The sequence below is a fragment of the Gaetbulibacter jejuensis genome (assembly GCF_039524015.1).
GTDB lineage: Bacteria > Bacteroidota > Bacteroidia > Flavobacteriales > Flavobacteriaceae > Gaetbulibacter_B > Gaetbulibacter_B jejuensis.
The window spans coordinates 520861-546797 of the sequence record NZ_BAAAGF010000002.1 but is presented as its reverse complement, the minus strand read 5'-3'; the positions used below and the strand labels follow the sequence as shown (position 1 = coordinate 546797).

Below are 25937 nucleotides of genomic sequence, written 5' to 3'. Positions count from 1 at the left end.
AAAGGTAGCAAAACATATAATTTTTTGTTAGCTAAATTCATATTTCAATTTAGGTTTTGTAAATTCGTAGCTTCAAAATAAGACAAAACAAATTCTCATGAGTAAATACGATATTATTGTTCTTGGAAGTGGTCCTGGAGGCTACGTAACTGCTATTAGAGCTTCACAATTAGGTTTTAAAACTGCAATTGTTGAAAAAGAAAGTCTAGGTGGTGTGTGCTTAAATTGGGGTTGTATTCCAACAAAAGCATTGTTAAAATCTGCACAAGTATTTGAATACTTAAAACATGCTGAAGATTACGGATTATCAGTGAAAGATGCTGATAAAGATTTTGATGCTGTTGTAAAACGTAGTCGTGGTGTAGCAGATGGTATGAGCAAAGGTGTTCAGTTTTTAATGAAAAAGAACAAAATTGACGTTATTGAAGGGTATGGAAAAGTAAAACCTGGAAAGAAAGTTGAAGTTGACGGTAAAGACTACAGTGCTGATCATATTGTAATAGCAACTGGAGCACGTTCTAGAGAGTTACCTAGCTTACCACAAGATGGTAAAAAAGTAATTGGTTACCGAGAAGCAATGAGCTTAAAAGAGCAACCTAAAAAGATGATTGTTGTAGGTTCTGGAGCTATAGGTGTTGAGTTTGCTTACTTTTACAACTCTATGGGAACTGAGGTAACTATAGTTGAGTACTTACCTAATATTGTTCCTGTTGAAGATCAAGACGTATCTAAACAACTAGAACGTAGCTTTAAGAAAAGTGGTATTAAAATCATGACTTCAGCCGAAGTAACTAAAGTTGACACTTCAGGAAAAGGTGTTAAGGCTACTGTAAAAACATCTAAAGGAGAAGAAGTTCTTGAAGCTGATGTAGTATTATCTGCAGTAGGAATTAAAACTAATATTGAAAACATAGGATTAGAAGACGTAGGTATTGTTGTTGATAGAGATAAAATTTTAGTAAATGATTTCTACCAAACCAATATACCTGGTTATTACGCTATTGGAGACGTTACTCCTGGTCAAGCATTAGCTCACGTAGCCTCTGCTGAAGGAATTCTTTGTGTTGAAAAAATTGCAGGAATGCATGTTGAAGCTTTAGACTACGGAAACATTCCTGGTTGTACATATTGTACTCCAGAAATTGCTAGCGTTGGTTTAACCGAAAAACAAGCTAAAGATCAAGGTATCGATATTAAAGTTGGAAAATTCCCATTCTCGGCTTCTGGTAAGGCAAGTGCTGGTGGAAATAAAGAAGGCTTTGTAAAAGTTATTTTTGATGCCAAATATGGTGAGTGGTTAGGATGCCACATGATTGGTGCTGGAGTAACTGATATGGTTGCTGAAGCTGTTTTAGGTAGAAAACTAGAAACTACAGGTCATGAAGTATTAAAAGCAGTACATCCTCACCCAACAATGAGTGAAGCGATTATGGAAGCTGTTGCAGATGCTTATGATGAGTGTATTCATATCTAAACAAAACAAACTAATAGATATAAAAAGCAATCCTTAATTTGGGTTGCTTTTTTTTATAATACAAGTCCCATTCCTATGAACAATCCATTAGGAGCTATTTCTTCAAATCCTATGGTGTATTTCATGTGAGCATCTAATGAAGGTGTGATGTTATAAGACGCACTTATATCTGCTCTTACTTTAAATTTACTAGAGAAAAAATCAAAAAAGTAATTAAGACTAGGTCCAGCAAGTAAGTTAAAATTGTTAGCCACTTCATATTTGGCATAAATAGGAGCATTTATAAACTTAAAATCACTAAGCCCAATGTATAACACTTCAGGTTGCAAAGAAAAGGTTTCGTTAATTTCAAACTCAGTAAAAGCACCTAAATAAAACCCTGTTTCAGTTTCAGTGTTTGCTCCAAAATTAGCTTCTTCTACATTAAAAAACGTAAGGTTTAAACCTCCTTTAACTCCAAAATTCACTTCATTTTGTGAATGCATTGTAAATGTTGAAATACAAAAAAATAGTAATAGATTAAATCTCATAGTTAGTTATGTGGTTGGTTAAATTATGTGTCTAGAACTTAAATCTAGAGCCTAAATTAAATGAAGAACGTGATTTACCTTGATAATGTTGTGTATTAAAACCTTCATTCTCAAACTGCTCAGTCATTAACAAATTAAATCGCGCATAGATATTCAAATTATCATTAACATCATATTGAACTCCAGTAGTCATGGACATAGAGTATTCGCGTGGAACTCCTGTATTATCTGTGAGAATATTAACTTTTGGACCAGACATCACACTAAATTTATTTGTAACTCCATATTTTAAAAGAAAAGGATACTCTAAATAATTAAAATGCGGTGTAATGGTTTTATGCAGTTCTGTTCTTAACGTCCAATTATCACCAAGTATGTCATACTCTGAAAAATAACTACCATAAAAATAATTAATCCCTAAATCTGAATTCAAGACTTCGTCACTTTGTGTAAAAGAATCTACTGGTTGAGTGCTCGTTTCTTGAGCGTTAATAGTTTGAAAAAGACCAACTAATAACAGGCTAGAAATTAATCGTTTCATATGGTTGAGTATAGTATTTTACACTAATTTACAACAACATAGAATAAGTATTTCACAAAAGAACCTTAAATTATAGCTTAAAAAAAGTTAATTAACTAATCATAGCTTTATAAAAAGCTTTGAATACCAAGCTCATAGCTTTGCAAACCAAAACCAACTATTACACCTTTTGCATTAGGAGACACATAAGATACATGCCTAAACTCTTCCCTATCAAATGTGTTGGAAATATGAACTTCTACAACAGGAGTTTCAATGGCTTTTACAGCATCACCTATACCAACAGAAGTATGTGTATAAGCAGCAGCATTTAATACAATACCATCATAAGCACCATAACCAGCTTCATGAAGTCTATTAATAATTTCGCCTTCAATGTTTGACTGAAAGTATTCTATGTTTACGTTTTTATACTTTTCTTGTATTGTATCAAAAAACTCATTAAAAGTTAAGCTACCATATATATTGGTTTCACGTTTACCTAACAAATTTAAATTAGGTCCATTAATAATAATTAGTTTCTTCATATAGTAAAGATATTAAAAAAAGGTATAAAAAAAGCCGAAGCAACTGCTTCGGCTTTTTTCAACTATTATTTTTTATAATTAGAAGTGAAAAGCAAATCCAATTAAACCTTGGAAAGCGCTTTCAGCTTTTTCCTCATCTAAAGTTACATTGTAACGTACAGTTGGCTCAATACTTACGTTTGGAGCAACAAACCAAGCATAACCACCTTGTACACCAACCCAGTTAGCGTTGTTTCCATCTTGAGAAACACCTGTAAAATCAACTCCTACAGGAAACTGTCCGTCGATGTAGTATTTTGCCCCAACTTTGTAAGCAAACATTCCATCGTTAAAACCATCATCAGCATAACCTAAACCAGCTTTAACCGCTAAGTTATCCATAACAAAATAACCAGCTTCAGCACCAGCAGACCAAGCAGTGTTTCCATCAATAGATGTTAAAGAAAATGCTGTACTTCCTGTTGTCCAAGAACCAGTGTTGATTTCAATAACCATACTTCCTTCTGATAAAGCAGTTGATCCGTTGTCAGAATCTTGAGCGTTTACATTAGATAATCCTAATACTGCAGCAGCAGCAAATAAAAATAATTTTTTCATAATTGATTAAGTTTTTTTAATTGAGGTTGCGAAAGTATGTAGAAGTTTTATATCTACACAACATTTTAACAAGAATTTTCTTAACTTTTTAAGTATCAGAACATAAAAAAAGCCGAAACGAATGTTTCGGCTTTTAAAATTACTTCTTCTTGTAGATTAGAAATGAAAAGCAAACCCAATTAAACCTTGGAAAGCACTTTCATAAAAGTCATCATTCATTGATAAATTGTATCTTAAAGTAGGCTCTATACTTACATTAGGCGCAACAAACCAAGCATATCCTCCTTGAATACCAACATAAGATGGGTTTTCATCAAAATCTTTTACACTAGAACCAGTAAAATCAACTCCTACAGGAAACTGTCCATCAATGTAATATTTTGCTCCAACTTTATAATTAAACGCTGAACTACCAGCTCCATCACCTCCATTATCACCATAACCTAAACCTACCTTAATTGCTAAGTCATCCATAATGAAGTAACCAGCTTCTCCACCAATAGACCACATTGTTATACCATCTTGAGATGTTAATGAAAATGCTGTACTTCCTGTTGTCCAAGAACCAGTGTTTGCTTCAATAACCCAACTTCCTTCTGATAGTGCATTTCCACCATCATCTGAACCTTGCGCTTTAGCAGTAAATCCAAAAGCTACCATAGCAGCTAATAACATTAATTTTTTCATAATATTTAAAGTTTTTAAATTGATTATTAGCAAACTAAACACTTTTTTTTGAATTTTTCACATTTTTATCGCTAGTTATTAACAATTTTATAAACATTAATTTTTAAATTACTAATTATCAACGCTTTAAAAAACACGTTATTAACAATTTTTAAGAAATATACGACATATGACGTACTGATTTTGACTAATTTACAGTAAAAAAGTACTATTTTTACCCAATGAAATGGCTAAATGCACTCAACGATTATAAACATTATCTCAAAATTGAAAGAGGGTTGTCTGATAACTCAATTACTAATTATGAGTATGATGTTCAAAAACTCATCATCTATTTAGAAGAGAATAACATTAATCAATCGCCTGATGTAATTGATTATGATACTATACAACCATTCATTTACGAATTATCAAAATCTCTTAATGCTAGGTCACAATCGCGTTTAATATCTGGTTTGCGTAGTTTTTTTAGCTACTTGGTATTTGAAGATTACAGAACCACAAATCCTTTAGACCATATAGAGTCGCCTAAAATAGGCCGAAAACTACCAGACACTTTAAGTATTGAAGACATTGACTCACTTATAGCTGCTATTGATATTACCAAAGAGTATAATGGAATACGAATTGGTGAACGTGATAGGACAATACTAGAAACACTTTACAGTTGCGGATTGCGTGTAAGCGAACTTACTAACCTAAAGCTATCTGATCTTTATTTTGATGAAGGATTTATAAAAGTAACAGGTAAAGGTAATAAGCAACGGTTTGTGCCTATTGGAAAAAACACTCAAAAGTACATTAACATCTATAAAAACGAAGTGCGTACAACTATTAATGTTCAAAAAGAGTTTAAAGACACTTTATTTTTAAACAATAGAGGGAAACAGCTTACTCGTGCTATGATATTTACAATTATTAAACAGCTAGCAAAAAAAACTGGTCTTCAAAAAACTATTTCTCCACATACATTTAGACATTCGTTTGCTACTCATTTATTAGAAAATGGTGCCGATTTAAGAGCTATACAACTTATGTTAGGTCATGAAAGTATTACCACTACCGAAATTTATATGCATGTTGATAGAACTCACTTAAAAGACGTACTTACTCAGTTTCATCCAAGAAAATAATGTTCTTCATAATTTTTTCTAAAAATCAGTCCTATCTTTGTGACCCTTTTTTAGATTATGTGTCTTAACACAAAAGCCCTTACATCTTGAAAACCTATGGAAAATAGCAAGCTACTCTACATAGAATGCTTAAATAATGATAAGTACCTCGAAGAGTTAATTACTGATAGTTATAAATGGCGTTTTGCTTTAGAAAACTCAAATATTGGTGTTTGGGATTGGAATGCAAAAACTAATGAAGTCTTTTATTCTGAAGAGTCTAAACAAATGATAGGCTATGAAGATTATGAAATTGGAAACACATCAGACGAATGGGACAAAAGAGTTCATCCTGAAGATAGAGAAGCCTATTACAGAGACTTTAATGCACACTTAAGAGGCGAGCTTGACATCTATATAAACGAACATAGAATACGCTGTAAAGACGGAAGTTATACATGGATTTTAGATAGAGGTAAAGTTGTTAGTAAAGATAACGATGGTAAACCTACAAGAATTATTGGTACGCACTCCAATATTACCAAACGTAAAGAAGTTGAAGAGGCATTAAAAATAAATCTTGACCTTATAACTAATCAAAACGATAGATTGCACAACTTTACTCATATTGTATCTCATAACCTACGCACACACGTTGGTAACTTTGAGAGTATTTTAGAGTTTTATGACCAAGCTAGTTCTGAAAGTGAAAAAGAAGACATGGTTAATCATTTAAAAACTATTTCAAAATCTTTAACTGAAACCATAACCGATTTAAATTCTATCATTAGTATTAAATCAAAGTCAGATACCAAAGCACTTAATCAAAGAATAAACTTAAGAGAGGTTGCAAAAAAAGTTGTAGAAAGCTTAGTACTTGATATTAAAAAACACAATGTTTTAATTGAAAATCTTATTCCTGAAACAATTTATTTAAATACCAACGTAAGTTACTTAAATAGCGTTATACACAATTTAATTTCAAACAGTATTAAATACAGTAGTAAAACACGTCAACCCTTAATAACATTAAATTGCGATGTAACTATTAACACTATTCAACTTACTGTTAAAGATAATGGTATTGGTATAGATTTAAACAAACATAAAGACAAGATTTTTCAGCTTTACCAAACATTTCATGGCACTCAAAGAGAAGATTCCAAAGGCATAGGTTTATATATCACAAAAACCCAAGTAGAAGCTCTTGGAGGAACTATTGAAGTTGATAGCACTCCTAACCAAGGTACTTGCTTTAAAGTCATATTAAACACATAAAAAAAGCACCATTTTAGGTGCTTTTTTTATGTTGTAGTAGTTTATATATTCTATTTAGCAATATTAACTGCTCTTGTTTCTCTAATTACAGTAACTTTAACCTGACCAGGATACGTCATATCTGTTTGGATTTTTTGTGAAATCTCAAACGATAAGTTTGCTGCTTGATCATCAGATACTTTTTCACTTTCAACAATTACACGAAGCTCTCTACCTGCTTGTATTGCATAAGCTTTATTAACTCCTGTAAATCCAAAAGCAACGTCTTCAAGGTCTTTTAACCTCTGAATATAAGAATCTAGCACTTGTCGTCTTGCTCCTGGTCTTGCTCCTGAAATAGCATCACACACCTGAATAATTGGCGATAATAAAGTGGTCATTTCTATTTCGTCGTGGTGCGCTCCAATAGCGTTGCATACTTCTGGTTTTTCACCATATTTTTCAGCCCATTGCATTCCTAAGATTGCGTGTGGTGTTTCGATATCAGCTTCACTATCTGGCACCTTTCCTATATCGTGTAATAATCCAGCACGTTTAGCTAGTTTAGGGTTTAGGCCTAATTCTGCAGCCATTACACCACATAGCTTAGCAACTTCACGAGAGTGTTGTAATAAGTTTTGCCCGTAAGACGAACGGTACTTCATACGTCCTACAAGCTTTATAAGTTCAGGGTGTAATCCATGAATTCCTAAATCAATTACAGTACGCTTACCTACTTCAATTATCTCCTGCTCTATTTGTTTTTGCGTCTTTTTAACAACCTCTTCAATACGTGCAGGATGAATTCTACCATCAGTTACCAACTTGTGTAACGATAAACGCGCTACTTCTCGTCGCACAGAGTCAAAGCACGATAAAATGATTGCTTCAGGTGTATCGTCAACAATAATCTCTACTCCTGTTGCAGCTTCAATAGCTCTAATGTTTCGACCTTCACGACCAATAATGCGTCCTTTAACGTCATCAGATTCGATATTGAAAACCGATACACAGTTATCAATAGCTTCTTCAGTACCTATACGCTGAATGGTGTTAATAATAATTTTCTTTGCTTCTTGTTGAGCGGTAAGTTTAGCTTCTTCTATTCTATCTTGAATAAAGGCCATTGCATCAGTTTTAGCTTCACCTTTAAGTGACTCTACCAATTGTGCTTTAGCATCTTCAGCAGAAAGCCCTGAGATAACTTCTAATTGCTGAATTTGGCTCTTATGCGCTTTTTCGAGCTCTACTTTTTTCTTCTCTAAAAAGTCTAAACGAAAATCATAATCTTTGATTTTCGCGTCTAGTTCTTGATTGGCTTTTTTACTTTTTGAAAGCTCGTTAGATACTTGAGACTCTTTATCTCTAGTTCTTTTTTCGGCTTCAGCCATTTTTTTATCTCTAGATAAAATCACCTTTTCGTGTTCAGACTTTAGCTCGATAAACTTTTCTTTTGCCTGAAGTATTTTATCTTTTTTAATCGATTCTCCTTCGGAGTTTGCTTGCTTTATAATTGAATCTGCTTCACTTTTAGCATTCTTAATAAGCTTTGATGCGTTGCTTTTTTCTAATGATTTTGCAACTATATATCCAAGTATTACTCCTAATACTATTCCTCCAACAATTAATAAAATTGTGTTCGTTTCCATGTTTAGTTAGTGTTTATATATAAAAAAAGCCTACATCAGTTGAGCATTTTGTATAAACTCCTTAAAAACAAGTTTAGGGCTAACAAGCTGATCAAGGATCCATTCAAAGATGGCTTGCTTTTACAACTTAAACTCACCCTTTTTAAAGAATTAACGTTGAGTTTATCAAAAAAAATAACTAATGTAGGCAGTAACCTTATGTTTTATTTAAAAGAACGTTAGGCTGATAAATGTTTGTGCAATAGTTCATCAAGTGCTGATAACTTGTTTTGAACTTCTTCACTCACATTTGCCTTATCTATTTGTTTTTGCTCTACCTGAGATGCAAACTGTAACGCACACATGGCTAATACATCTTGCTTATCTCTGACAGAATAATTCTGCTCAAACTGAGAAATCATGTCTTCAATTTTCTTTGCAGCTCTTCTCAAACCTTCTTCTTGGCTTGGAGCAATCGTTAAAGGATATACTCTATTTGCTATTGAAAGCTTTATTTTAAGCTGTTCTGCCATGATTTATTTTACTAACATTATTCAGATAATTGCGCTATACAATGGTCAATATCCCTGATTAATGTATTTATTTTGAGCTTAGTTTCTCTATTATCTTCGCCACTGCCAAGTAATGAATTTGCCATTTTTAGAGCTTCATACTTTTCAACCCAAGAACTTATTTCTTCTTGTTGTTGAATATTTTTTTGTTGTTGTACTGCTAATTCTTCTGAAAGTTTAGCATTGGTTTGCCTTAAAACCTCTAGTTTGTGCAAAACCTTGCTAATTTTATTCTCTAAAGAATCTACAATATCTTCAATTTTACTCATTTACAAATTTCAATACTGTTGAAACAAAGTTAACATACCAAATCAAAAATTACAATTGTTTTACAATAAATTTTAAAATATTTAATTAATAGTATGATAAGCAATCAATATTTTATGAATAACTCTTTATGCTTTTGAAGATTACATTCAAATTAATATTTTAGCTATTATAATTCCATATATGAAATACCTCTTTTTAATCCTTTTTTGCTCACAATTCTATAGTGCTTACGCACAATACCCTCAAGATTACTTTAGGAATCCTTTAGGTATTGACCTTGTTTTATCTGGTACATTTGCTGAGTTGCGTTCTAACCACTTTCACTCAGGATTAGACATTAAAACACAACAACGCACAGGCTTAAAGGTTTATGCTGCTGCTGAAGGTTATGTAAGCAGAATTAAAATTTCACATTATGGTTATGGTAAAGCGCTGTACATTACCCATCCTAATGGATATACTACGGTTTATGCACATTTAGAAAAATTTTCGCCAAGAATTGAAGAATACATCAAGCAGTGTCAATACCAAAAAGAAACTTATGAAGTAGAGGTCTTCCCTACTCCTGACGAGCTTCCTATTACAACTGACGAAATGGTAGCTTTCTCAGGAAACTCAGGGTCTTCTGGCGGACCACATTTACATTTTGAAATTAGAGATAATGCTGAAAGACCTATAAACCCAATGCTCTTTGGTATGGATGTAAAAGATTCTAGAAAACCTTTAATTTCTGGTATTTATGCGTACCCTAAAGACGAAAATTCACATGTTAACAATTCAAAAAAACGTGTTGAACTAAGATTAATACCAAATAAAAATGGTGATTATTCCGTTGAAAGTGTTGAAGCTTATGGAAATATTGGGTTTGGTATAGTAAGTTATGACCAATTAGATGGAGCTAGTAACAAAAATGGTGTTAGTAACATTCAAACCTTTTTTAATGGCAACAAGAGTTTTGAAATGGATTTTAAGCGTTTTAGTTTTGACGAAACCAAACACATCAATCGTTATATAGATTTTGAAATTTATAAAACCAAACGCTCAAGAGTTCAAAAATTATTTGCACAATCTGGTAATACACTTAGTATGCTTAAAGATTTAGATAATAATGGGTATTTAATTGTTGAGGACAGCACCTCTTCAGTTTATAAAATTAGAGTTAAAGATTTTAAAGACAACGATGCGTGGATTACCATTCCTATTATTGGAAAAAAAGAAGTCAAAAAAGAGCAAGAAGAACTCAACGATATTAAACCGTTACACTTTGCGTATGCCAACCAAGTAACTACTTTAGAAAAAGGTAACGTTTCAGTTTATATTCCTAGCAATACGTTTTACGATGACCTTCATTTAGATTTTAATGTTAGTAGCGACACACTATTAATGCATAAAGATGTGGTACCATTACTTAAAAGCTATACCATAAATTATGACATAAGCAATTATAACGATGTTGATAAAGACAAACTGTTTATTGCTGAACTTGTTGGGTATTACCAAAGACCATCTTATTTGCATACAACCCGAAAAGGAGATGTGCTTTCAGCTAGAACAAAATCCTTAGGAACATTTGCTTTACAAAGTGATTTAGTAGCTCCTACTATTACTCCTGTTAATTTTACCGATGGTAAGTGGATGAGTAAATCTTCCGAATTGAAAGTAAAAATAGCCGATGACCTTTCAGGTATTAGCAATTACAGAGCTACTGTAAACGGAAAATGGATTTTAATGGAGTATGAATACAAAACAGGTGTATTAACCCATAATTTTGATGATGGTATTGTTACTGATACCGAAAATAAATTAAAAGTAATTGTTACTGATAATGTAGGAAATAGTTCTACTTTTGAAGCAACCTTTTTCAGAAAATAAAATTTACAGCATTTGAAACCACTTACCAACTATCTACTTTTGTTTTTCTTTGTCTTGTCTACAATGGCTTTTTCACAAAACGCTACCATTAGAGGTGTAATATTGGATGAAAACGATACTCCTATTTATGATGTAAATATCAAAGCAGGTGATTTAGGAACAGCAACAAATATAAACGGGTTTTACGAACTAAAAATACCAGCAAACCAAGATGTAACCATTGTTTTTACACATTTATCACATAAACCAATAACACAAACTTTTAACCTAAAAAGTGGTCAAGAACTGGAATTTAACCCAGTAATGAAAGTTGATGTAGAACAAATAGGTGTTGTTGTAATTAACACAAATACAAGACAATCAGTAACTGGAGTAACCACAATAGCTCCCGAAATGATTAGAACCATAAAAGGTGCGCAACCAGGAGTTGAAAACATCTTAAAAACATTACCAGGTGTAAATATTTCCAATGAACTGAGTACACAATATTCAGTAAGAGGTGGAAATTTTGATGAAAACTTGGTATATGTTAACGAAATTGAAGTGTATCGTCCGTTTTTAATTCGTTCAGGTCAACAAGAAGGATTGAGTTTTGTAAATACTGATTTGGTTCAAAATGTAGATTTTTCAGCTGGTGGTTTTCAAGCAAAGTATGGAGACAAACTATCTTCGGTATTAGATATTACGTATCGAAATCCTATAAAGTTTGGTTTAAGAGCAGACTTAAGCTTACTTGGAGGAAGTATTGCTGCTGAAACTGTGAGTAAAGACTCTAAGTTTTCAGGTATTGTAGGGTTGCGTTATAGAGACAATAGTCTTTTAATAAACTCTTTAGAAACCGAAACCAATGTAGTTCCTGTTTTTGCAGATGCTCAAACCTATTTAACGTATAAGTTTTCTGATAAATTTCATTTAAATTTCCTTGGAAACCTTTCACTTAACAAATACGACTTTAAACCTCAAAACAGACAAACCAACTTTGGTACTATAGATAATCCTGTAGCTTTATTGGTGTTTTATGAAGGTCAAGAAAAAGATCGTTACCAAACCGCTTTTGGAGCATTTAAAGCTAATTATTTTGTAAATGATGACCTAACCTTAAAGCTCATTACTTCTGCGTATCACACGACTGAAGAGGAATACTTTGATATTTTAGCACAATACAGACTAGGTGAAGTCAATAGCAATATTGGAGACGAAGACTTAGGTGAAGTGGAGTTTAGTGAAGGTATTGGCTCTCAACTTACGCATGCTAGAAATAACCTTGATGCTGTAATTGTAAACGTTGAGCACAAAGGAGACTATAAAATTGATGAAGAAAGCACACTTGAGTGGTCAGCAAAATATACTCATGAAGATATTAGAGACCGTCTAGTAGAATGGGAAGTTATTGATAGTGCAGGTTTTTCAATAAACCCACCAAATATTGATGCGTTTAACGATCAACCTTACTCGCCTTACGAAGGACCACTTGTCGCATTCCAAAATGTAAGAGCAACCAACAAAGTACTTATTGACCGTTTACAGGCCTATTTACAATACAGCAAGCGTACAAAACTAGGAGAACACGACGTGTTTTATAATGCTGGAGTACGTGTGCACAACTGGAATGTTAGTGGTGACGCTATTGAAAGTAAAAGTCATACCGTATTTAGCCCAAGAGCTCAATTTGCCATAAAACCAAATTGGGAAAAAGACATGCTATTTAGGTTTGCTGCTGGTATGTACTACCAACCTCCTTTTTACAGAGAATTAAGAGACTCTTCTGGTGTAGTACAACCAGATGTAAAAGCACAAAAATCAGTTCATTTTGTATTAGGAAACGAATACAGTTTTGAACTTTGGGACAGACCGTTTAAACTTGTATCTGAAGCTTATTACAAAAGTCTGTCTGATGTAAACCCTTACACTTTAGAAAACGTTCGAATTCGTTACAGAGCAAAAAACAACGCTAAGGCTTATGCTTATGGTCTTGACTTAAGACTTAATGGTGAGTTTGTAAAAGGTACTGAAAGCTGGTTTAGTTTTAGCTACCTTAAAACCGAAGAAAACATTGAAGACAGAGGGTATATTGCAAGACCAACAGATCAACGTTTAAAATTTGGAGTACTGTTTCAAGATTATGTCCCAAGCATTCCTGATTTAAAAATGTACCTTAATTTGGTTTATAACACAGGTGTTCCAGGAGGTTCACCAAGTTATGCTGACCCATACGACTACCAAAACAGATTGAGAGACTACAAACGTGCCGATTTAGGTATAAGCTATGTGCTTGTTGACCAAAACAAAACCTATGATAGTAGTTGGAAACGTCATTTTAAAGAACTTACCGTAGGTTTTGAAATCTTTAATATGTTTGACGTACAAAACTCAATTACCAATACTTGGGTAAGAGATGTGTACAGTAAGCGTCAATATGCTATTCCAAATTACTTAACACCAAGAGTATTTAATGTAAGGTTGTCTACTCGATTTTAGAGGAATATGATGCGGAAAATATTGTTTCCAATAATAGCATCAATACTTTTATCTAGCTGCAAATCAGAAAGTAAAGAAAGAGAAAACACATTAGAAAGTAATAAAAAAACTATTTCTAAAGCATCTAAGCTAACTGAACAATACAACCTATTTGTTGAGCAATTTCCAATAATTAAAACTCCTATTAAAATAAAAGCTTGTGATGATGATTTTAGTGAGTTTATCCAATTAAACGACACAAACAACATTCTTGATAGAGAAGAATTCAATTACATCTATGGAAAAATTAAAATTAATGAAGAGTATATTGCTGTAATAACACTAGAAGAAGCTGAGTGTTTTATGCCAATATTAACAACTTTCAAGAGTAATGGTGAAATAGTCAATTCAAAAGAATTGATGATTGGACGTTGTGGACCTGACCCTTGTTTTGAATGTGAAGAATTAATGGAAATAGATAATGATTTAAATATTTACGTTGCATTTAATTCTCGTTATTTTAATTGTGATGAAAATGGAAACGAAATAGTAGGAACTGATAAAAAAGAAGTTATTTACAAAACAGGAAAAATCACAAAAGAAGGAATTATTGAGTTAACAAATGAAGTAAAAAAACAAAACCCTGATTAAACTATAACCAAGGTTTTTCTATTAGTACTAGGTAAAAATTTAATGCCTTTAAATTTTAGTAAATTTAGCAGTCATATCGGTTGTAGATTTTTGACCTTCAATACTCATCGTCATATTGATTTTTGATAATGTAGGCATACCAGAATCTCTATCTATATCCATAGTTCCTGTAATATCACCAGAAGCAGTACCCGAAATACTACCAGAAATATCAACTAAAACATTATTACGATTGATAGCTTTCACTTTGTATATAAAGTTAAACGTCATTGCGTTATCAACCTTAGTTTTTGTCCATGTATCACCAACAGCAACTTCCTCTTTAGGGTAAATTACACTACCTGATTGATCTGCAAAGTCTGCAGCACCTTCAATGTCACTAGGCTCAACTCTAGTTTCTAAAATATTACCTAAATTATCACCTTTAGTTATAATTGTTGCCGATAACATAGGTTCCAATCGAATCTTCATCATTTGTCCTGTTTCATCTAATTCATCATGTTTTTTATTTGTATCATAAGATACAGCCAATTGATCTTGTCTCATATCCATTGCCATTCTAGTAATTTTCGCATTACTTTCATAGGTGTCACCAGTGACCTTAGTTATATCATACTGCATATCTATTTGCATATCATTGGTTATAATATCATCACCAATTACTTGCGACATGCTCATACTCATAGCATATTTTTGTCCTTCAACATAATTTAAACGAAGTAACACTTTTTCTTGCGCAGCACTTAGCATGCTTACACCTAACAAAAGCAGTATTAAAATTTTTTTCATCTTTATTGATTTGTGGTTAATTATTTGAAAGCTAATATAGATAAAATAAAAAGACTACTTACAGTAATGTCTTGTAACAACTTAATTGAAAAATAGTATCTTTAATCCAAGTAACTGACGGTTATACGAGACTATTACCCAACATTTGACAAAATCAACAGTGAAAAGAAAAAGATTACAGCATCATACAGATATATTTTGTGATATGTTTTATGGTTGGAGATTAACAAACGATTTAGACTCATTAATTGAATTACAAAAAGGAATTATTGAGTTTGACTTCTTAAATAAAACTCAAAAATTAAATAACGAAATTTCGGAAATTGACTTTAACATGTTTTATGAAATTTCAAAATGGTTTTTTGATGATTTAAAAAAGTACAAAATTGAAACTAAATTAATAAAAGAGGCAAAACTGAATGTAGAATTTGGAGTTGAAGTAATACTTGACAAAAAAAAATCTGGTACAATACGAAACATAAAATTAAATCTGATTTTAACCTCATGGATTTTGACTGACGAAAAAAAATATCAATCAAAAAAGGAATACAAAACTGAATAAATTAACCGAATTAGTAGTGGAAAGAAAAAAAAGCTACTAACAACAATTTTACAAACGAAATCATTGTAAATAATTATGAAAAAACAAGTTCTGATAATATTTTTACTTCTGATTTCAATGAAATCTTTTGCTTGCTCTTGCGAATGCAATTGGAATTGTCGATTTGGAGCAATCTCTGATAATCAAGAGTTTGTTGCACTAATCAAAGTAATTGAATATTCGGACTTTCTAGAAGAAGAAACCTACGGTTACGATGGAAAAATGCCTTATTCAATGACAGTTGAAGTCGTTAAAAAGTATAAAGGTTCTGAATCTCGAAAAAGATTTAAAGTTTGGGGAGATAACGGAATTCTATGTCGACCATATATTGCAGAATTTGAAGTTGGAAAATATTATTTAATTGCACCATCCAAAATAGAAAATGATTTAGATGATGAACAAAATGGAGATTATGATTTTTTCTCTTGTTGGAACGATTATTTGAAAGTAGATTATGACAAGAAAATAGCTTATGGTGAATACTCTTGGTGGCGAAAAGAAATAACTCTTGAGAAGTTTGAACAGAAACTCGAAAAATAACTGTTTATGGTATAGTTAACTACTTCTCAATCTTTCCTTAACCAACCCAATATGCTGGTTTCATCAATAATCCATTTTCCGTTCACTTGTTTTAAACCTAATTGGTCTCTAGATTGTTCCCCAACGTTTTGTTGTACAATTTCAACATAGCTATCTTCTACTCTACTCACAATAGCTACATGTCCATAAGGGTTAAACACATTTCCTTTAAAAACAACCAAATCATTAACTTTTGGTTTGCTACTACTACCATTTGTGTATTGTAGTAAATTTCTATCTCTATTGATGCTGCTATCTGCTATTTCAGTATTAAAAAAATCAACAGCATGTCCGTAACTATTAGGCATTTTATGGTTGAGATGTTGGTAGTAGTAGCGTTTTACAAACTCTACACACTGCCATTTTAAACCAAGATTATAACCGTCTTTGGTTAAATGCCTACCAGAAGTATTCCCTATACTTTTATTGTAAATAACATACACTTCGTTAAATACATCTAAGGTATCACCAATGTTTTTAACCTTAAAGGTTTTAGGAGATTGAGCTGTTGGTTGTTGCAACTCTTGAGTAATCACAACGTCTTGCTTAGGTTCTTGTTTACAAGACACAAGCAATAAAGCAATAATAACTACTACAATTGGGTCAGTTTTCAACAAAGTCTTTTAAAACCTCTATAACGTAGTCTACTTCGTCTTTAGTATTAAAACTACTGAACGAAAAACGTACCGAAGGTTTTTTTAGTTGTTCTTCATCTAGTATTTGAGACAACACATGAGAGCCTAAAGTACTTCCGCTTTGGCAAGCACTTCCTTTAGAACACGCAATTCCTTTTAAATCCAACTGAAAATGTAACATTGGTGCTTTTTCGGGTGCAATTGGTAAGCATACATTAACCAATGTGTATGTGCTGCTTTCAAAACACTTACTAGCTCCATTAAAGCTTGCTTGTGGTAAAACGTCTTGCAGCTTAGTAATGAAATAATGCTTTAAATCTGATATATAAGCGGTTTCTTCTTCTAGAGTGTTGTAGCTTATATTAAGAGCTTCTTCCATACCTACAATATCGTGTATAGCTTCAGTACCTGCTCTAAAACCTCGTTCTTGTTCACCTCCAAATACTGATGCTTTTAAACCAGAGTTTTTTCTTATGTAAGCGAACCCTACACCTTTTGGACCATGAAATTTATGCGCACTAGCTGTAATAAAATCAACAGCTACATCTTGTAAATCTATTTTATAATGTCCAACTGATTGCACAGTATCACTATGAAACAGCGCTCCATTGGCTTTACACAATTGCGCAACACGCTTTAGGTCTAAAATATTTCCTATTTCGTTATTAACATGCATTAAAGACACTAAAGCTTTTTCAGTAGATGTTAATACCGTTTCTAGATGTTCAATATCAATGTTACCATCGTCTAACAATGACACAAAATGAAGCGAAACGTTATACTCATTACTCAATGCTTCTAATGTATGTAGTACTGCATGATGCTCTATTTTGGACGTTATAATATCGGTTACTCCTAAATCTCTTACAGCACTTCTGAGTATTAAATTATCGGCTTCAGTACCACCTGCAGTAAATACAATTTCTGATGCTAAAGCATTAAAATGTTTAGCAATTGATTTTCTTGAATTTTCAATTAAAGCTTTAGATGACCTACCAAAACTATGTGTAGATGAGGCATTTCCAAAGTTGATCATCATCACTTCTGTCATCTTATTCACAACCTCTGCGCGCATAGGCGTGGTTGCAGCATTATCAAAATACACTTTCTTCATGCTGCAAAAATACTTCAAATAAAATTATTTGCATCTTACTGCGTTATAAGTTTATCAAATCTTTTATTTTTGTTTCCAAATCAAATACAATGCGAAAAATACTCTATATATTTTGTCTAAGTTTACTGTTAACAAGTTGCGATGATGGCGATATTCTTGAAATTGAATTAGACTTTGAAGATGACCTTACGTTGTGCGATCAATTTGAAGATGAATACAGCTTATATAAGATTAAAGCAGACCCTTATGAATCGTTGAGCATTGTTTTTCCTTCCAATACTAATAATGATCAAATTTTCAATCCTCCAACTGATGAAATTCCTTTTGAAGGTACTATAACTGGAAGTGTTAGGTTTATTTACAGAACTTATGATGGAAATCCAGAAAATCTTTTCTGTACTCTTGTTCCTGGTTCAGACGTTAATATTATTAGCGATAATGAAAGTGAATCAATAGATATAGATTTCACCTCTACTTTTGTGGATGATGATGATGATGGAATTCCTTCTGAATTTGAAGATTTAAATGGTAATGGTAATTATGATGACGATGACTTTGATGGAGATGGTATACCAAACTATATCGACCAAGATGATGATAATGACAATGTATTAACCATTAACGAAAATCATAATTTTAGTACTGAAGATGGCTTAGCTAATGCTGTAAACACTGATAACGACACGTACGACCACGATAACGATCCTACAACTCCCGAAATACCTTTACCTAATTATTTAGATAATGACGATGATGGTGATGGTGTGTTAACACGTTATGAGGATGAAAATATGGACAAAAACCCAACTAACGATTTTGCTACAGATGCAACTATTGCTAGGTATTTAGACGCAGATGCTGCTGATACTTTTGTGGTTGATGAGTTTATTGACAATACATACACTAGAACAGTGACCACGAATTTTGAAATTAATGACCCTTTCAATTTAGGTGCTTTAAGTATGGATTATTACTTCTTTGGAACTTATGAAACTATAATTACGTTTCCTGAAGAAGACTAATTCACGTTTTGGTAAATATAAACCTCAGTAGCTCCTAAACCGTATTTTTTGTAGTCTGCGTCGTAAAATTTGATGTTGTCATAGCGTCGAAACAATGTTTCTAATTCCATTTTTAGAACGCCTTCTCCTACGCCATGAATAAATACTATTTTTTGAATTCGCTTTTTTATTGCAAATTCTAGTTGTCGTTGAGCTGTATCTAACTGTAAAGTTAACTTTTCATGACTAGTCATTCTAGAGTCATGATCAGTAAGCTTGTGTATGTGAAGATCAACTTCCATAGCAGGATTATTACGCTCTTTAGGCTTTATCTTAGGAAGCTTTCGTCTTTGTTGCTGCTCTTTTTCTTGAATAACAGCACTAGCACTTTGTGTAGAAAACAATTCAGATTGTATTGAAGCATCAGTTTTTATAAGTTCGCTTGCAGGAAATTCAAACACAAAACCATCAGGAGTTTCAATACTCACTTGTGCATCTGAAGTTTTTAAAACAACACCAGAAATGTCTTCATCTAATACTGAAACTTTATCGCCTTTTTTAAATTTCATTATGCAGTATCATTATCAGAGTCGTTAGTGTCATCGTTTTTATATTTACTAGGAATATTTCGGGAAGTCCTGTAAATACCCATCATTAATAGTACAATTCCTGCCATTAGCAAATAAACACTTTGTCCATCACCTGCTTTGGCATAAATTGCAATAATTCCGCCAGATAAAATCAAAATAAAATTTATGGTTCTTGATAAACTCATGTGTTTGACTATTAAAAATACGTTATCTATAAAGTAATAGATACAAAAGTAAAGCATTATGCTAAATCGTTCAAATTTTCACTAAAAAACAAAGAAACCTTAGTTTCATTTTTAACTTTTTTTACATTTGTAAGAACTAAAACAGTACCATGTCGCAATACGAAGACTATATGTTACCTTGCTTAAACAAAAAGTTGTTTGGCTTTGAGTGTATGGGTTGTGGCATGCAACGATCGGTTGCGCTTATTCTTGAAGGCGACTTTATTGGTGCATTTTTTATGTATCCTGCTATTTATACACTTATACTCCTTTTTGGGATGCTAATAGTAAATGCGCTTAAGATTTATGAAATTTCTCAAAAAATTATTCTTACATTGGTAATCATTAACATTGTTATTATTGTAGGTAACTTTTTACTAAAAATAATCTAATCAAAACTAAAATTATGGAACAACAAAAACTCAACCCAACTATTGTTTATGTATTAGCAATTCTAGGATTACTATGCTGCTGCATAGGAGGTTCAGGATTTATCCTTGCTGGTATTGCTTTTTTTATTGCTCAAAGTAAATTAAAGCAAGCGCAAGCAGCCCCTGAAAACTACGATCATGATAGTGTTAAAGCTATGAACACTGCCAAAATTGTAGCAATGGTAATACTAATAATAAATATAGCATACTTAATTTTTACTATATACCGAATTTCAACAGTTGGTTGGGATGAGATGATGGAACAGTCCAGAGAAATGATGGAACAGTACCAACAACAAAATCAATAAATGAGAAAAGCGACCAAATGGTCGCTTTTTTTATTACATTTGAACACTAACTAAACAAAAAATTATTACATGGAACAAAAACCTACAAGACCTAATAGTTACTTAGCCTTAGCTATAATAAGTACCATTTTATGCTGTTTACCTTCTGGTATTGTGAGCATTATTTACGCTACAAAAGTTAATTCATTATATGAAGATGGAAAGTATGATGAAGCAGTACGTGCTTCTAAGAATGCAAAAACTTGGGGAATTGTTTCTGTGGTTATTGCACTTGTAGGATGGTTACTTTATATTTTAATCTTTGGAGTTGCAATGCTTGGAGCAATTGCTAATGGTGGTTACTAAGTCAAAAAAAATAATAGTATATACAATTATAGTGATAGTATTTTTAGGAATGCTATCACTATATTTTTTTTGGAATCCGTCTAACCACGCTTTTTTTCCTAAATGTCCTTTTTATGCTCTCACAGGTATTTTCTGTCCTGGTTGTGGTAGTCAAAGAGCAATACACAAGTTAATTAATGGCGAAATTATTGAAGGTATAAGACACAACTATCTAATACTTCTTCTATTTGTAGTTTTAGGGTATCAGTCTATCTTATTTTTGCTTAACAAGTTCACCACAACAACCTATAAAAACCTAACTCATAAACCAATTACTACAAAAGTAATTTTAGTAATTGTTATTCTGTTTTGGATACTTAGAAATATTAGTGTTTTTCCGTTTACCGAGTTAGCACCTTAACAAAAAAAAAGCAACCAAATGGTTGCTTTTTTTCTTATAAATTAATGTCAGTTTTTAAAATAAGGAAGCTCCAACTATTGCTCCTATTAAAATTAAAGCGTATAAAGAAATAACTACAATAGTAAAAATCCCGATAAACTTATAGTGAGATTTTAGGTTTGCAAACGCCTTTTTAAAGTCCTGATTATTGCTTAGTCTTAACGCACTTTTCATGTTTTTAGAAAACCTAAATAAGTATAACACAGGAAACAAATAAACAAGCGCTAAAACAACATATACAAACGCTACACCAACAGCGTATCCTGCTCCATACGCTCCATCAAATCCACTGTTTGCAATGCCTCCTGAAATGGCCATAATCAATGCTCCAATAAGCATAAAACCTATTCCTACAAATCCTAATATTGATAAAATATAAGACCATTTAGATGTTTCTTTTAAATAACCAATAATCTCTTGATTAACGTCTAGTTCAAAGCTTTTAAAAGCCGATTGTTGTTCCATAAATTTAGTTTTCAAATTGTTTTAATGTCTTTGTTATAATTGACACACAGTCTAACAGTTGCTCCTTGTTCATTACTAAAGGTGGTGCAAATCTAATAATGTTACCATGTGTTGGTTTAGCTAAAAGACCATTATCTCTTAATGCCAAACAAATATTCCAAGCTGTATCGCTATCTTCATCATCATTTATAACAATAGCATTTAGCAATCCTTTTCCTCTTACTAAATTAACGGTAGAACTTGTTTCTATGTATTTATTCATTTCCTCACGGAATAATTGTCCTAATATTTCAGCATTTTCAGCTAGCTTCTCGTCTTTAACCACTTCTAAAGCAGCAATAGCAACAGCAGCAGCAACAGGATTACCACCAAAAGTACTTCCGTGGTTTCCTGGTTTAATCACATTCATAATGTTATCGTTTGCTAACACAGCCGAAACAGGATAAGCACCTCCAGATAATGCTTTACCAAGAATTAACACATCTGGTTTTACATTTTCATGGTCTACAGCTAACAACTTTCCTGTTCTAGCAATACCAGTTTGTACTTCATCTGCAATAAAAAGCACACCATGAGCTTCACATAACGCCTTTGCTTTGGCTAAATATCCTTCACTTGGCACATAAACTCCTGCTTCTCCTTGTATTGGCTCAACCATAAAACCTGCTACGTTAGGATTGTTTTTTAAAGCAGTTTCTAAAGCTTCTAGATTATCGTATTCAATTTTTATAAACCCTTTAGTATAAGGTCCAAAGTTTTTACGTGCTACAGGATCGTTACTAAACGAGATAATTGTAGTTGTTCTTCCATGGAAATTGTTTTCGCAAACAATAATTTCAGCATCGTTTTCTGAAATACCTTTTACTTCATAAGCCCATTTTCTACAAAGCTTTAAAGCCGTTTCAACAGCTTCAGCTCCTGTATTCATTGGCAACAATTTATCAAACCCAAACATCTCAGTTGCATACTGCTCATACTTTCCTAGCATATCGTTATAAAACGCTCTAGAAGTTAAGGTTAATGTTTTTGCTTGTGATACCATGGCATCTACAATTTTTGGGTGACAATGTCCTTGGTTAACTGCTGAGTAAGCCGATAAAAAATCATAATATTGCTTACCCTCTACATCCCAAACATGGACACCTTCTCCTCTACTCAACACTACAGGTAACGGATGGTAATTGTGTGCACCATACTTGTTTTCTAAATCTATCGCTTGTTGCGATGTTAATTGGTCTAAAACAGCCATTTTAAAAAAATTTTAATTGTGAAAAAATAACCATTCCTGCTCTACCTTTATTCTTTCATAAGCGTTGCGCAACCATTTTTGAAGTTATGGTGACGCTTAGAAAAAGCAGCGTGGGAGAGAAATCATCCCTAGAGGATGTAAATTTAGTAATTTCTGCACGATTTATAAATAATCACTATCAATTTTAAGTGTAGAATTTTATAAAATGCCACTATCTTTGCAATCAAAATTTTAAGTACATGGCAAGACGAGAACGCAATAAGTTTGTAAAACGTGGCGAAACGATAGATATCTTAATAGAAGATTATGCTTTTGGTGGTAAAGGTATAGGACGTATTAGAAATGAACATGGTGAGTTTGTTGTTTTTGTGCCTAATACTTTACCTGGTCAGTTAGTGAAAGCTCAGGTTAAAAAATCGAGTAAAAAATACGCCGAATGTAAGCTGCTTGATGTTTTAAAACCTTCTGAAGATGAAGTAGAAACCCCTTATCAAGATATTCCTGGTGCACCTTATATTCAGCTGCCAATAGACAAACAGCACGACTATAAAACGCAAAGTACATTAGAACTTTTTAAGCGTATTGGAAAAGTAAAAGATATTGAAAGCAAGTTTGATGAGTTTGTAAGTTCACCTAATACATTTCATTATCGTAATAAAATGGAATATGGCTTTTCAGCTATTGGTTATAATCGTGAAGCTAAAACTGACGTAGACGAGTTTACACTTGGATTTAAACGTCGTGGTCTTTGGTGGTGTGGTGATAACTTAAATAGCGATTCTGGTTTATTCGATGCGCAGTTAGAAAACCACCTTAAAGACATTAGAGCATATTGCGAAAATACAGGATTAGCACCATGGCATGCTCCTAAAAAAGAAGGGTTTTTCCGCTTTTTCGTGGTAAGAAAATCCTATAAAACCAATAAGCTGCTATTCAATTTAGTGACTACTTCTTATGATTTAGACCAATTTGATTTAGATGCATTTGCCAATTATTTAGTAGAATTGTTTGGAGATAGAGTTGCTGGTTTATTACATACCATTAATGACGAAATTGGAGATAGAACCATTGCTACCACTGGAAGCATAAGCTTAGTTTATGGTGAAGACAAAATAGTTGAAGAACTACTAGGTCTTAATTTTGAAATTAGCATGAAAAGCTTCTTTCAAACCAACCCAAAATGTGCTGAAAAACTATACTCTAAAGTAGTTGATTATGCTTTAGAAAATAAAGACGCTATAGACAATACCGTTGTTTTAGATTTATTTTGTGGTACAGGAACCATAGGACAAATAGTTGCTAGCAAATCCAACAATGCTAAAATTGTTGGTGTAGATATTGTAGCTTCAGCCATTGCAGATGCTAAAGAAAATGCTAAACGAAACAACATTAAAGGCTTAGAATTTTATGCTGCTGATGTTGGTAAATTCTTAACCGAGCATCCTGAGTTTAAAAACAAAATAAGAACCATTATCTTAGATCCTGCTAGAGCTGGTATTGCGCCAAAAACTTTAAATAAAATAATAAACCTAGGCGCAGAACGTTTGGTTTATGTATCTTGCAATCCAGCCACACAAGCTAGAGATACTGAGCAATTAATGCAGTCAGGATATGAAATAAAAAAGCTTAGTCTTGTGGATCAATTTCCACATACAGCACATATTGAGACTGTGGTTTTATTTGAAAAGTAAGCTATTACAAAAAATCTTGTGTAGACTATCACTGAAAAAAGAAAAATTATAATGATAAAAAAAATTAGCGCCTTAGTCTTTTTAATTGCTGTCCTATTTTTAGGCTGCGAAAGAGATGATATTTGTTCTGAAGCAACAGCAACAACGCCACATTTAATCATACGTTTTTATGACGTTAATGATACTGATGAACCAAAAAGCGTAAGACAACTTACTGTTACTGGTCAAGGTGTCGAAGATGAAATTGTTTCTAGCACAACTACTGACTCTATACTCTTACCGCTAAGGTTTCAAAACGAAGGTGAAACCATTTCTACTTTCTTTGAATTAAAAAAAGACACCGACTACGACACTAATGGTAACGATAGTAACGCTTCAAATACTGATGTTATTGAAGTAAGTTACACACCAGAATTTATATACGTATCAAGAGCTTGTGGTTATAAAAGTATATTTGCAGGTACTGAAATTGACGTCATTGAAGCCGATGACGATGACGTATGGATTATAAACGCATTAACCGTAAACACTACAATTGAAGATGAAAAAGCAGCACACATCAATATCTATCATTAGTCTGGTATTTTTGATGTTATGCTCCATAACATCATTTTCGCAAAATACAAGTGAACAAGAAGACAGCGAAACATCTAATGACACTCTTGTTTTTAAACAAAAATATGGATTGAGACTAGGTATAGACCTTAGCAAACCTGTGCGTTCTTTTTTAGATGACGATTATACTGGGTTTGAAATAAATGCCGATTACAGACTTACCAAAAGACTTTATCTAGCAGGAGAGCTTGGTACTGAAGAAAACAACTTAGTTACTGATTACCTCGATGTCACTTCAAAAGGAAGTTACTTTAAAGCTGGAGTTGATTACAACATGTACCTAAACTGGTTAGACATGGAAAATATGATTTATGGTGGACTTAGAGCTGGAGTAAGCTCCTTTAGTCAAACATTAAACAATTACACCATTTACAATCCTGACCAATACTGGAATGAGCCTTTTTCTCCTTCAGATACTAAAGAGTTTGATGGTTTGTCAGCTATTTGGGCTGAACTTATTATTGGTATTAAAGCCGAAACTTTAAACAATTTATATGTTGGATTAAACCTTCAATTAAAAGGGTTAGTAAGCGAAAATGCACCTAGCGATTTTGAAAATCTTTACATTCCTGGATTTAACCGAACCTATGACAGCGGACGTTTTGGAATAGGGTTTGGATACAATATCTCTTACCTAATACCTATCTACAAAAAAGATAAGAAAGTCGCTAAAGAAGACTAAAAAT

At 32.7% G+C, this 25937-nt stretch carries 31 protein-coding genes and 1 other RNA gene; 16 read left to right on the top strand and 16 right to left on the bottom strand.

Annotated features, from left to right (window positions below; all coding sequences use genetic code 11):
* Window positions 1-97 precede the first annotated feature (97 nt).
* Window positions 98-1474 carry a dihydrolipoyl dehydrogenase gene (lpdA, locus tag ABD011_RS09055; RefSeq protein ID WP_131507293.1) on the top strand — a complete coding sequence of 459 codons (1377 nt, stop codon included), beginning with the start codon at window positions 98-100 and terminating at the stop codon, window positions 1472-1474.
* Window positions 1475-1527: 53 nt separating this feature from the next.
* Here lpdA and ABD011_RS09050 read toward each other — a convergent pair whose 3' ends face one another.
* The 5 genes from ABD011_RS09050 to ABD011_RS09030 all read right to left on the bottom strand — a co-directional run bounded on the left by ABD011_RS09050 (window position 1528) and on the right by ABD011_RS09030 (window position 4356).
* Complete coding sequence (locus ABD011_RS09050; protein ID WP_161566741.1) at window positions 1528-1959, bottom strand: PorT family protein; 432 nt, start codon at window positions 1957-1959, stop codon at window positions 1528-1530.
* A 76-nt stretch (window positions 1960-2035) separates the two neighbouring features.
* The gene (locus tag ABD011_RS09045) at window positions 2036-2545 is read right to left on the bottom strand and encodes a hypothetical protein (protein ID WP_343797621.1); all 510 of its coding nucleotides are present in this window, start codon (window positions 2543-2545) and stop codon (window positions 2036-2038) included.
* A 107-nt stretch (window positions 2546-2652) separates the two neighbouring features.
* On the bottom strand, window positions 2653-3072 hold the full coding sequence (gene aroQ, locus ABD011_RS09040; RefSeq protein WP_134200010.1) for a type II 3-dehydroquinate dehydratase: 420 nt from the start codon (window positions 3070-3072) through the stop codon (window positions 2653-2655).
* A gap of 78 nt (window positions 3073-3150) precedes the next feature.
* On the bottom strand, window positions 3151-3669 hold the full coding sequence (locus ABD011_RS09035) for a hypothetical protein (protein WP_129760761.1): 519 nt from the start codon (window positions 3667-3669) through the stop codon (window positions 3151-3153).
* Between the two features lie 156 nt (window positions 3670-3825).
* A complete protein-coding gene (locus ABD011_RS09030; protein ID WP_343797618.1) occupies window positions 3826-4356 on the bottom strand; it encodes a hypothetical protein in 531 nt (176 codons plus the stop codon).
* Window positions 4357-4577: 221 nt separating this feature from the next.
* Here ABD011_RS09030 and xerD point away from each other — a divergent pair, with 221 nt between their 5' ends.
* The gene (gene xerD / locus ABD011_RS09025; RefSeq protein ID WP_134200015.1) at window positions 4578-5489 is read left to right on the top strand and encodes a site-specific tyrosine recombinase XerD; all 912 of its coding nucleotides are present in this window, start codon (window positions 4578-4580) and stop codon (window positions 5487-5489) included.
* Window positions 5490-5585: 96 nt separating this feature from the next.
* Window positions 5586-6746, top strand: coding sequence for a sensor histidine kinase (locus ABD011_RS09020; RefSeq protein WP_343797616.1), 1161 nt, complete (start codon window positions 5586-5588; stop codon window positions 6744-6746).
* A gap of 50 nt (window positions 6747-6796) precedes the next feature.
* Here ABD011_RS09020 and rny read toward each other — a convergent pair whose 3' ends face one another.
* From rny to ABD011_RS09000, 4 genes are all read right to left on the bottom strand, one after another.
* Window positions 6797-8374, bottom strand: coding sequence for a ribonuclease Y (rny, locus tag ABD011_RS09015; RefSeq protein ID WP_129760757.1), 1578 nt, complete (start codon window positions 8372-8374; stop codon window positions 6797-6799).
* Between the two features lie 54 nt (window positions 8375-8428).
* A non-coding RNA gene (gene ssrS / locus ABD011_RS09010) (6S RNA) lies at window positions 8429-8536 on the bottom strand.
* 56 nt (window positions 8537-8592) lie between these two features.
* On the bottom strand, window positions 8593-8886 hold the full coding sequence (locus tag ABD011_RS09005) for a cell division protein ZapA (RefSeq protein ID WP_129760756.1): 294 nt from the start codon (window positions 8884-8886) through the stop codon (window positions 8593-8595).
* Window positions 8887-8903: 17 nt separating this feature from the next.
* On the bottom strand, window positions 8904-9194 hold the full coding sequence (locus tag ABD011_RS09000; protein WP_134200019.1) for a hypothetical protein: 291 nt from the start codon (window positions 9192-9194) through the stop codon (window positions 8904-8906).
* Window positions 9195-9375: 181 nt separating this feature from the next.
* Here ABD011_RS09000 and ABD011_RS08995 point away from each other — a divergent pair, with 181 nt between their 5' ends.
* The 3 genes from ABD011_RS08995 to ABD011_RS08985 all read left to right on the top strand — a co-directional run bounded on the left by ABD011_RS08995 (window position 9376) and on the right by ABD011_RS08985 (window position 14175).
* Window positions 9376-11067 (top strand): M23 family metallopeptidase, encoded by a 1692-nt coding sequence (locus tag ABD011_RS08995; RefSeq protein ID WP_343797611.1) that lies wholly within the window; start codon window positions 9376-9378, stop codon window positions 11065-11067.
* Window positions 11068-11130: 63 nt separating this feature from the next.
* Window positions 11131-13545 carry a TonB-dependent receptor gene (locus ABD011_RS08990; protein ID WP_343797829.1) on the top strand — a complete coding sequence of 805 codons (2415 nt, stop codon included), beginning with the start codon at window positions 11131-11133 and terminating at the stop codon, window positions 13543-13545.
* A gap of 6 nt (window positions 13546-13551) precedes the next feature.
* Window positions 13552-14175, top strand: coding sequence for a hypothetical protein (locus tag ABD011_RS08985; protein WP_343797609.1), 624 nt, complete (start codon window positions 13552-13554; stop codon window positions 14173-14175).
* Window positions 14176-14223: 48 nt separating this feature from the next.
* Here ABD011_RS08985 and ABD011_RS08980 read toward each other — a convergent pair whose 3' ends face one another.
* Complete coding sequence (locus ABD011_RS08980; RefSeq protein ID WP_343797607.1) at window positions 14224-14964, bottom strand: DUF6263 family protein; 741 nt, start codon at window positions 14962-14964, stop codon at window positions 14224-14226.
* Window positions 14965-15124: 160 nt separating this feature from the next.
* Between ABD011_RS08980 and ABD011_RS08975 the strand changes: the two genes are divergently transcribed.
* Both ABD011_RS08975 and ABD011_RS08970 read left to right on the top strand, forming a co-directional pair.
* Entirely contained in the window at window positions 15125-15526 is a 402-nt protein-coding gene (locus ABD011_RS08975) for a hypothetical protein (protein WP_343797605.1), read from the top strand.
* A gap of 75 nt (window positions 15527-15601) precedes the next feature.
* The gene (locus ABD011_RS08970) at window positions 15602-16105 is read left to right on the top strand and encodes a hypothetical protein (protein WP_343797603.1); all 504 of its coding nucleotides are present in this window, start codon (window positions 15602-15604) and stop codon (window positions 16103-16105) included.
* 26 nt (window positions 16106-16131) lie between these two features.
* On the opposite strand, the gene ABD011_RS08965 is transcribed toward ABD011_RS08970, so the two are convergent.
* On the bottom strand, window positions 16132-16758 hold the full coding sequence (locus ABD011_RS08965; RefSeq protein WP_343797601.1) for a CHAP domain-containing protein: 627 nt from the start codon (window positions 16756-16758) through the stop codon (window positions 16132-16134).
* Window positions 16748-17893, bottom strand: a complete 1146-nt coding sequence (locus ABD011_RS08960; protein ID WP_343797599.1) for a cysteine desulfurase family protein — start codon at window positions 17891-17893, stop codon at window positions 16748-16750. The genes ABD011_RS08965 and ABD011_RS08960 overlap by 11 nt, the downstream gene beginning before the upstream one ends.
* An 89-nt stretch (window positions 17894-17982) precedes the next feature.
* Between ABD011_RS08960 and ABD011_RS08955 the strand changes: the two genes are divergently transcribed.
* On the top strand, window positions 17983-18915 hold the full coding sequence (locus tag ABD011_RS08955; protein ID WP_343797597.1) for a hypothetical protein: 933 nt from the start codon (window positions 17983-17985) through the stop codon (window positions 18913-18915).
* Here the strand turns inward: ABD011_RS08955 and ABD011_RS08950 are convergent.
* Entirely contained in the window at window positions 18912-19463 is a 552-nt protein-coding gene (locus ABD011_RS08950; RefSeq protein WP_134200036.1) for a Smr/MutS family protein, read from the bottom strand. The genes ABD011_RS08955 and ABD011_RS08950 overlap by 4 nt on opposite strands.
* Window positions 19463-19669: a hypothetical protein gene (locus ABD011_RS08945; protein ID WP_343797595.1), complete on the bottom strand. Its 207-nt coding sequence runs from the start codon at window positions 19667-19669 to the stop codon at window positions 19463-19465. Before ABD011_RS08945 ends, ABD011_RS08950 begins: the two co-directional genes overlap by 1 nt.
* A 149-nt stretch (window positions 19670-19818) precedes the next feature.
* On the opposite strand from ABD011_RS08945, the gene ABD011_RS08940 reads away from it, so the two are divergent.
* The 4 genes from ABD011_RS08940 (at window position 19819) to ABD011_RS08925 (ending at window position 21192) form a co-directional block, all read left to right on the top strand.
* Window positions 19819-20100, top strand: coding sequence for a DUF2752 domain-containing protein (locus tag ABD011_RS08940; RefSeq protein ID WP_129760746.1), 282 nt, complete (start codon window positions 19819-19821; stop codon window positions 20098-20100).
* Between the two features lie 14 nt (window positions 20101-20114).
* Entirely contained in the window at window positions 20115-20447 is a 333-nt protein-coding gene (locus ABD011_RS08935) for a CCC motif membrane protein (RefSeq protein ID WP_131507323.1), read from the top strand.
* Between the two features lie 69 nt (window positions 20448-20516).
* Complete coding sequence (locus ABD011_RS08930; RefSeq protein WP_129760744.1) at window positions 20517-20792, top strand: CD225/dispanin family protein; 276 nt, start codon at window positions 20517-20519, stop codon at window positions 20790-20792.
* 49 nt (window positions 20793-20841) lie between these two features.
* Window positions 20842-21192, top strand: a complete 351-nt coding sequence (locus ABD011_RS08925) for a DUF2752 domain-containing protein (protein ID WP_343797592.1) — start codon at window positions 20842-20844, stop codon at window positions 21190-21192.
* Between the two features lie 54 nt (window positions 21193-21246).
* On the opposite strand, the gene ABD011_RS08920 is transcribed toward ABD011_RS08925, so the two are convergent.
* Window positions 21247-21696, bottom strand: coding sequence for a DUF5362 family protein (locus ABD011_RS08920; RefSeq protein WP_343797590.1), 450 nt, complete (start codon window positions 21694-21696; stop codon window positions 21247-21249).
* A 4-nt stretch (window positions 21697-21700) separates the two neighbouring features.
* Window positions 21701-22945: an ornithine--oxo-acid transaminase gene (gene rocD, locus ABD011_RS08915; RefSeq protein WP_343797588.1), complete on the bottom strand. Its 1245-nt coding sequence runs from the start codon at window positions 22943-22945 to the stop codon at window positions 21701-21703.
* Between the two features lie 239 nt (window positions 22946-23184).
* Here rocD and rlmD point away from each other — a divergent pair, with 239 nt between their 5' ends.
* The 3 genes from rlmD to ABD011_RS08900 are packed head-to-tail and all read left to right on the top strand — an operon-like array spanning window position 23185 to window position 25933.
* On the top strand, window positions 23185-24636 hold the full coding sequence (gene rlmD / locus ABD011_RS08910) for a 23S rRNA (uracil(1939)-C(5))-methyltransferase RlmD (RefSeq protein ID WP_343797586.1): 1452 nt from the start codon (window positions 23185-23187) through the stop codon (window positions 24634-24636).
* A gap of 51 nt (window positions 24637-24687) precedes the next feature.
* On the top strand, window positions 24688-25212 hold the full coding sequence (locus ABD011_RS08905; protein ID WP_343797584.1) for a DUF6452 family protein: 525 nt from the start codon (window positions 24688-24690) through the stop codon (window positions 25210-25212).
* Window positions 25178-25933, top strand: a complete 756-nt coding sequence (locus tag ABD011_RS08900) for a DUF6048 family protein (RefSeq protein WP_343797582.1) — start codon at window positions 25178-25180, stop codon at window positions 25931-25933. The genes ABD011_RS08905 and ABD011_RS08900 overlap by 35 nt, the downstream gene beginning before the upstream one ends.
* The last annotated feature ends 4 nt before the right edge of the window (window positions 25934-25937 follow it).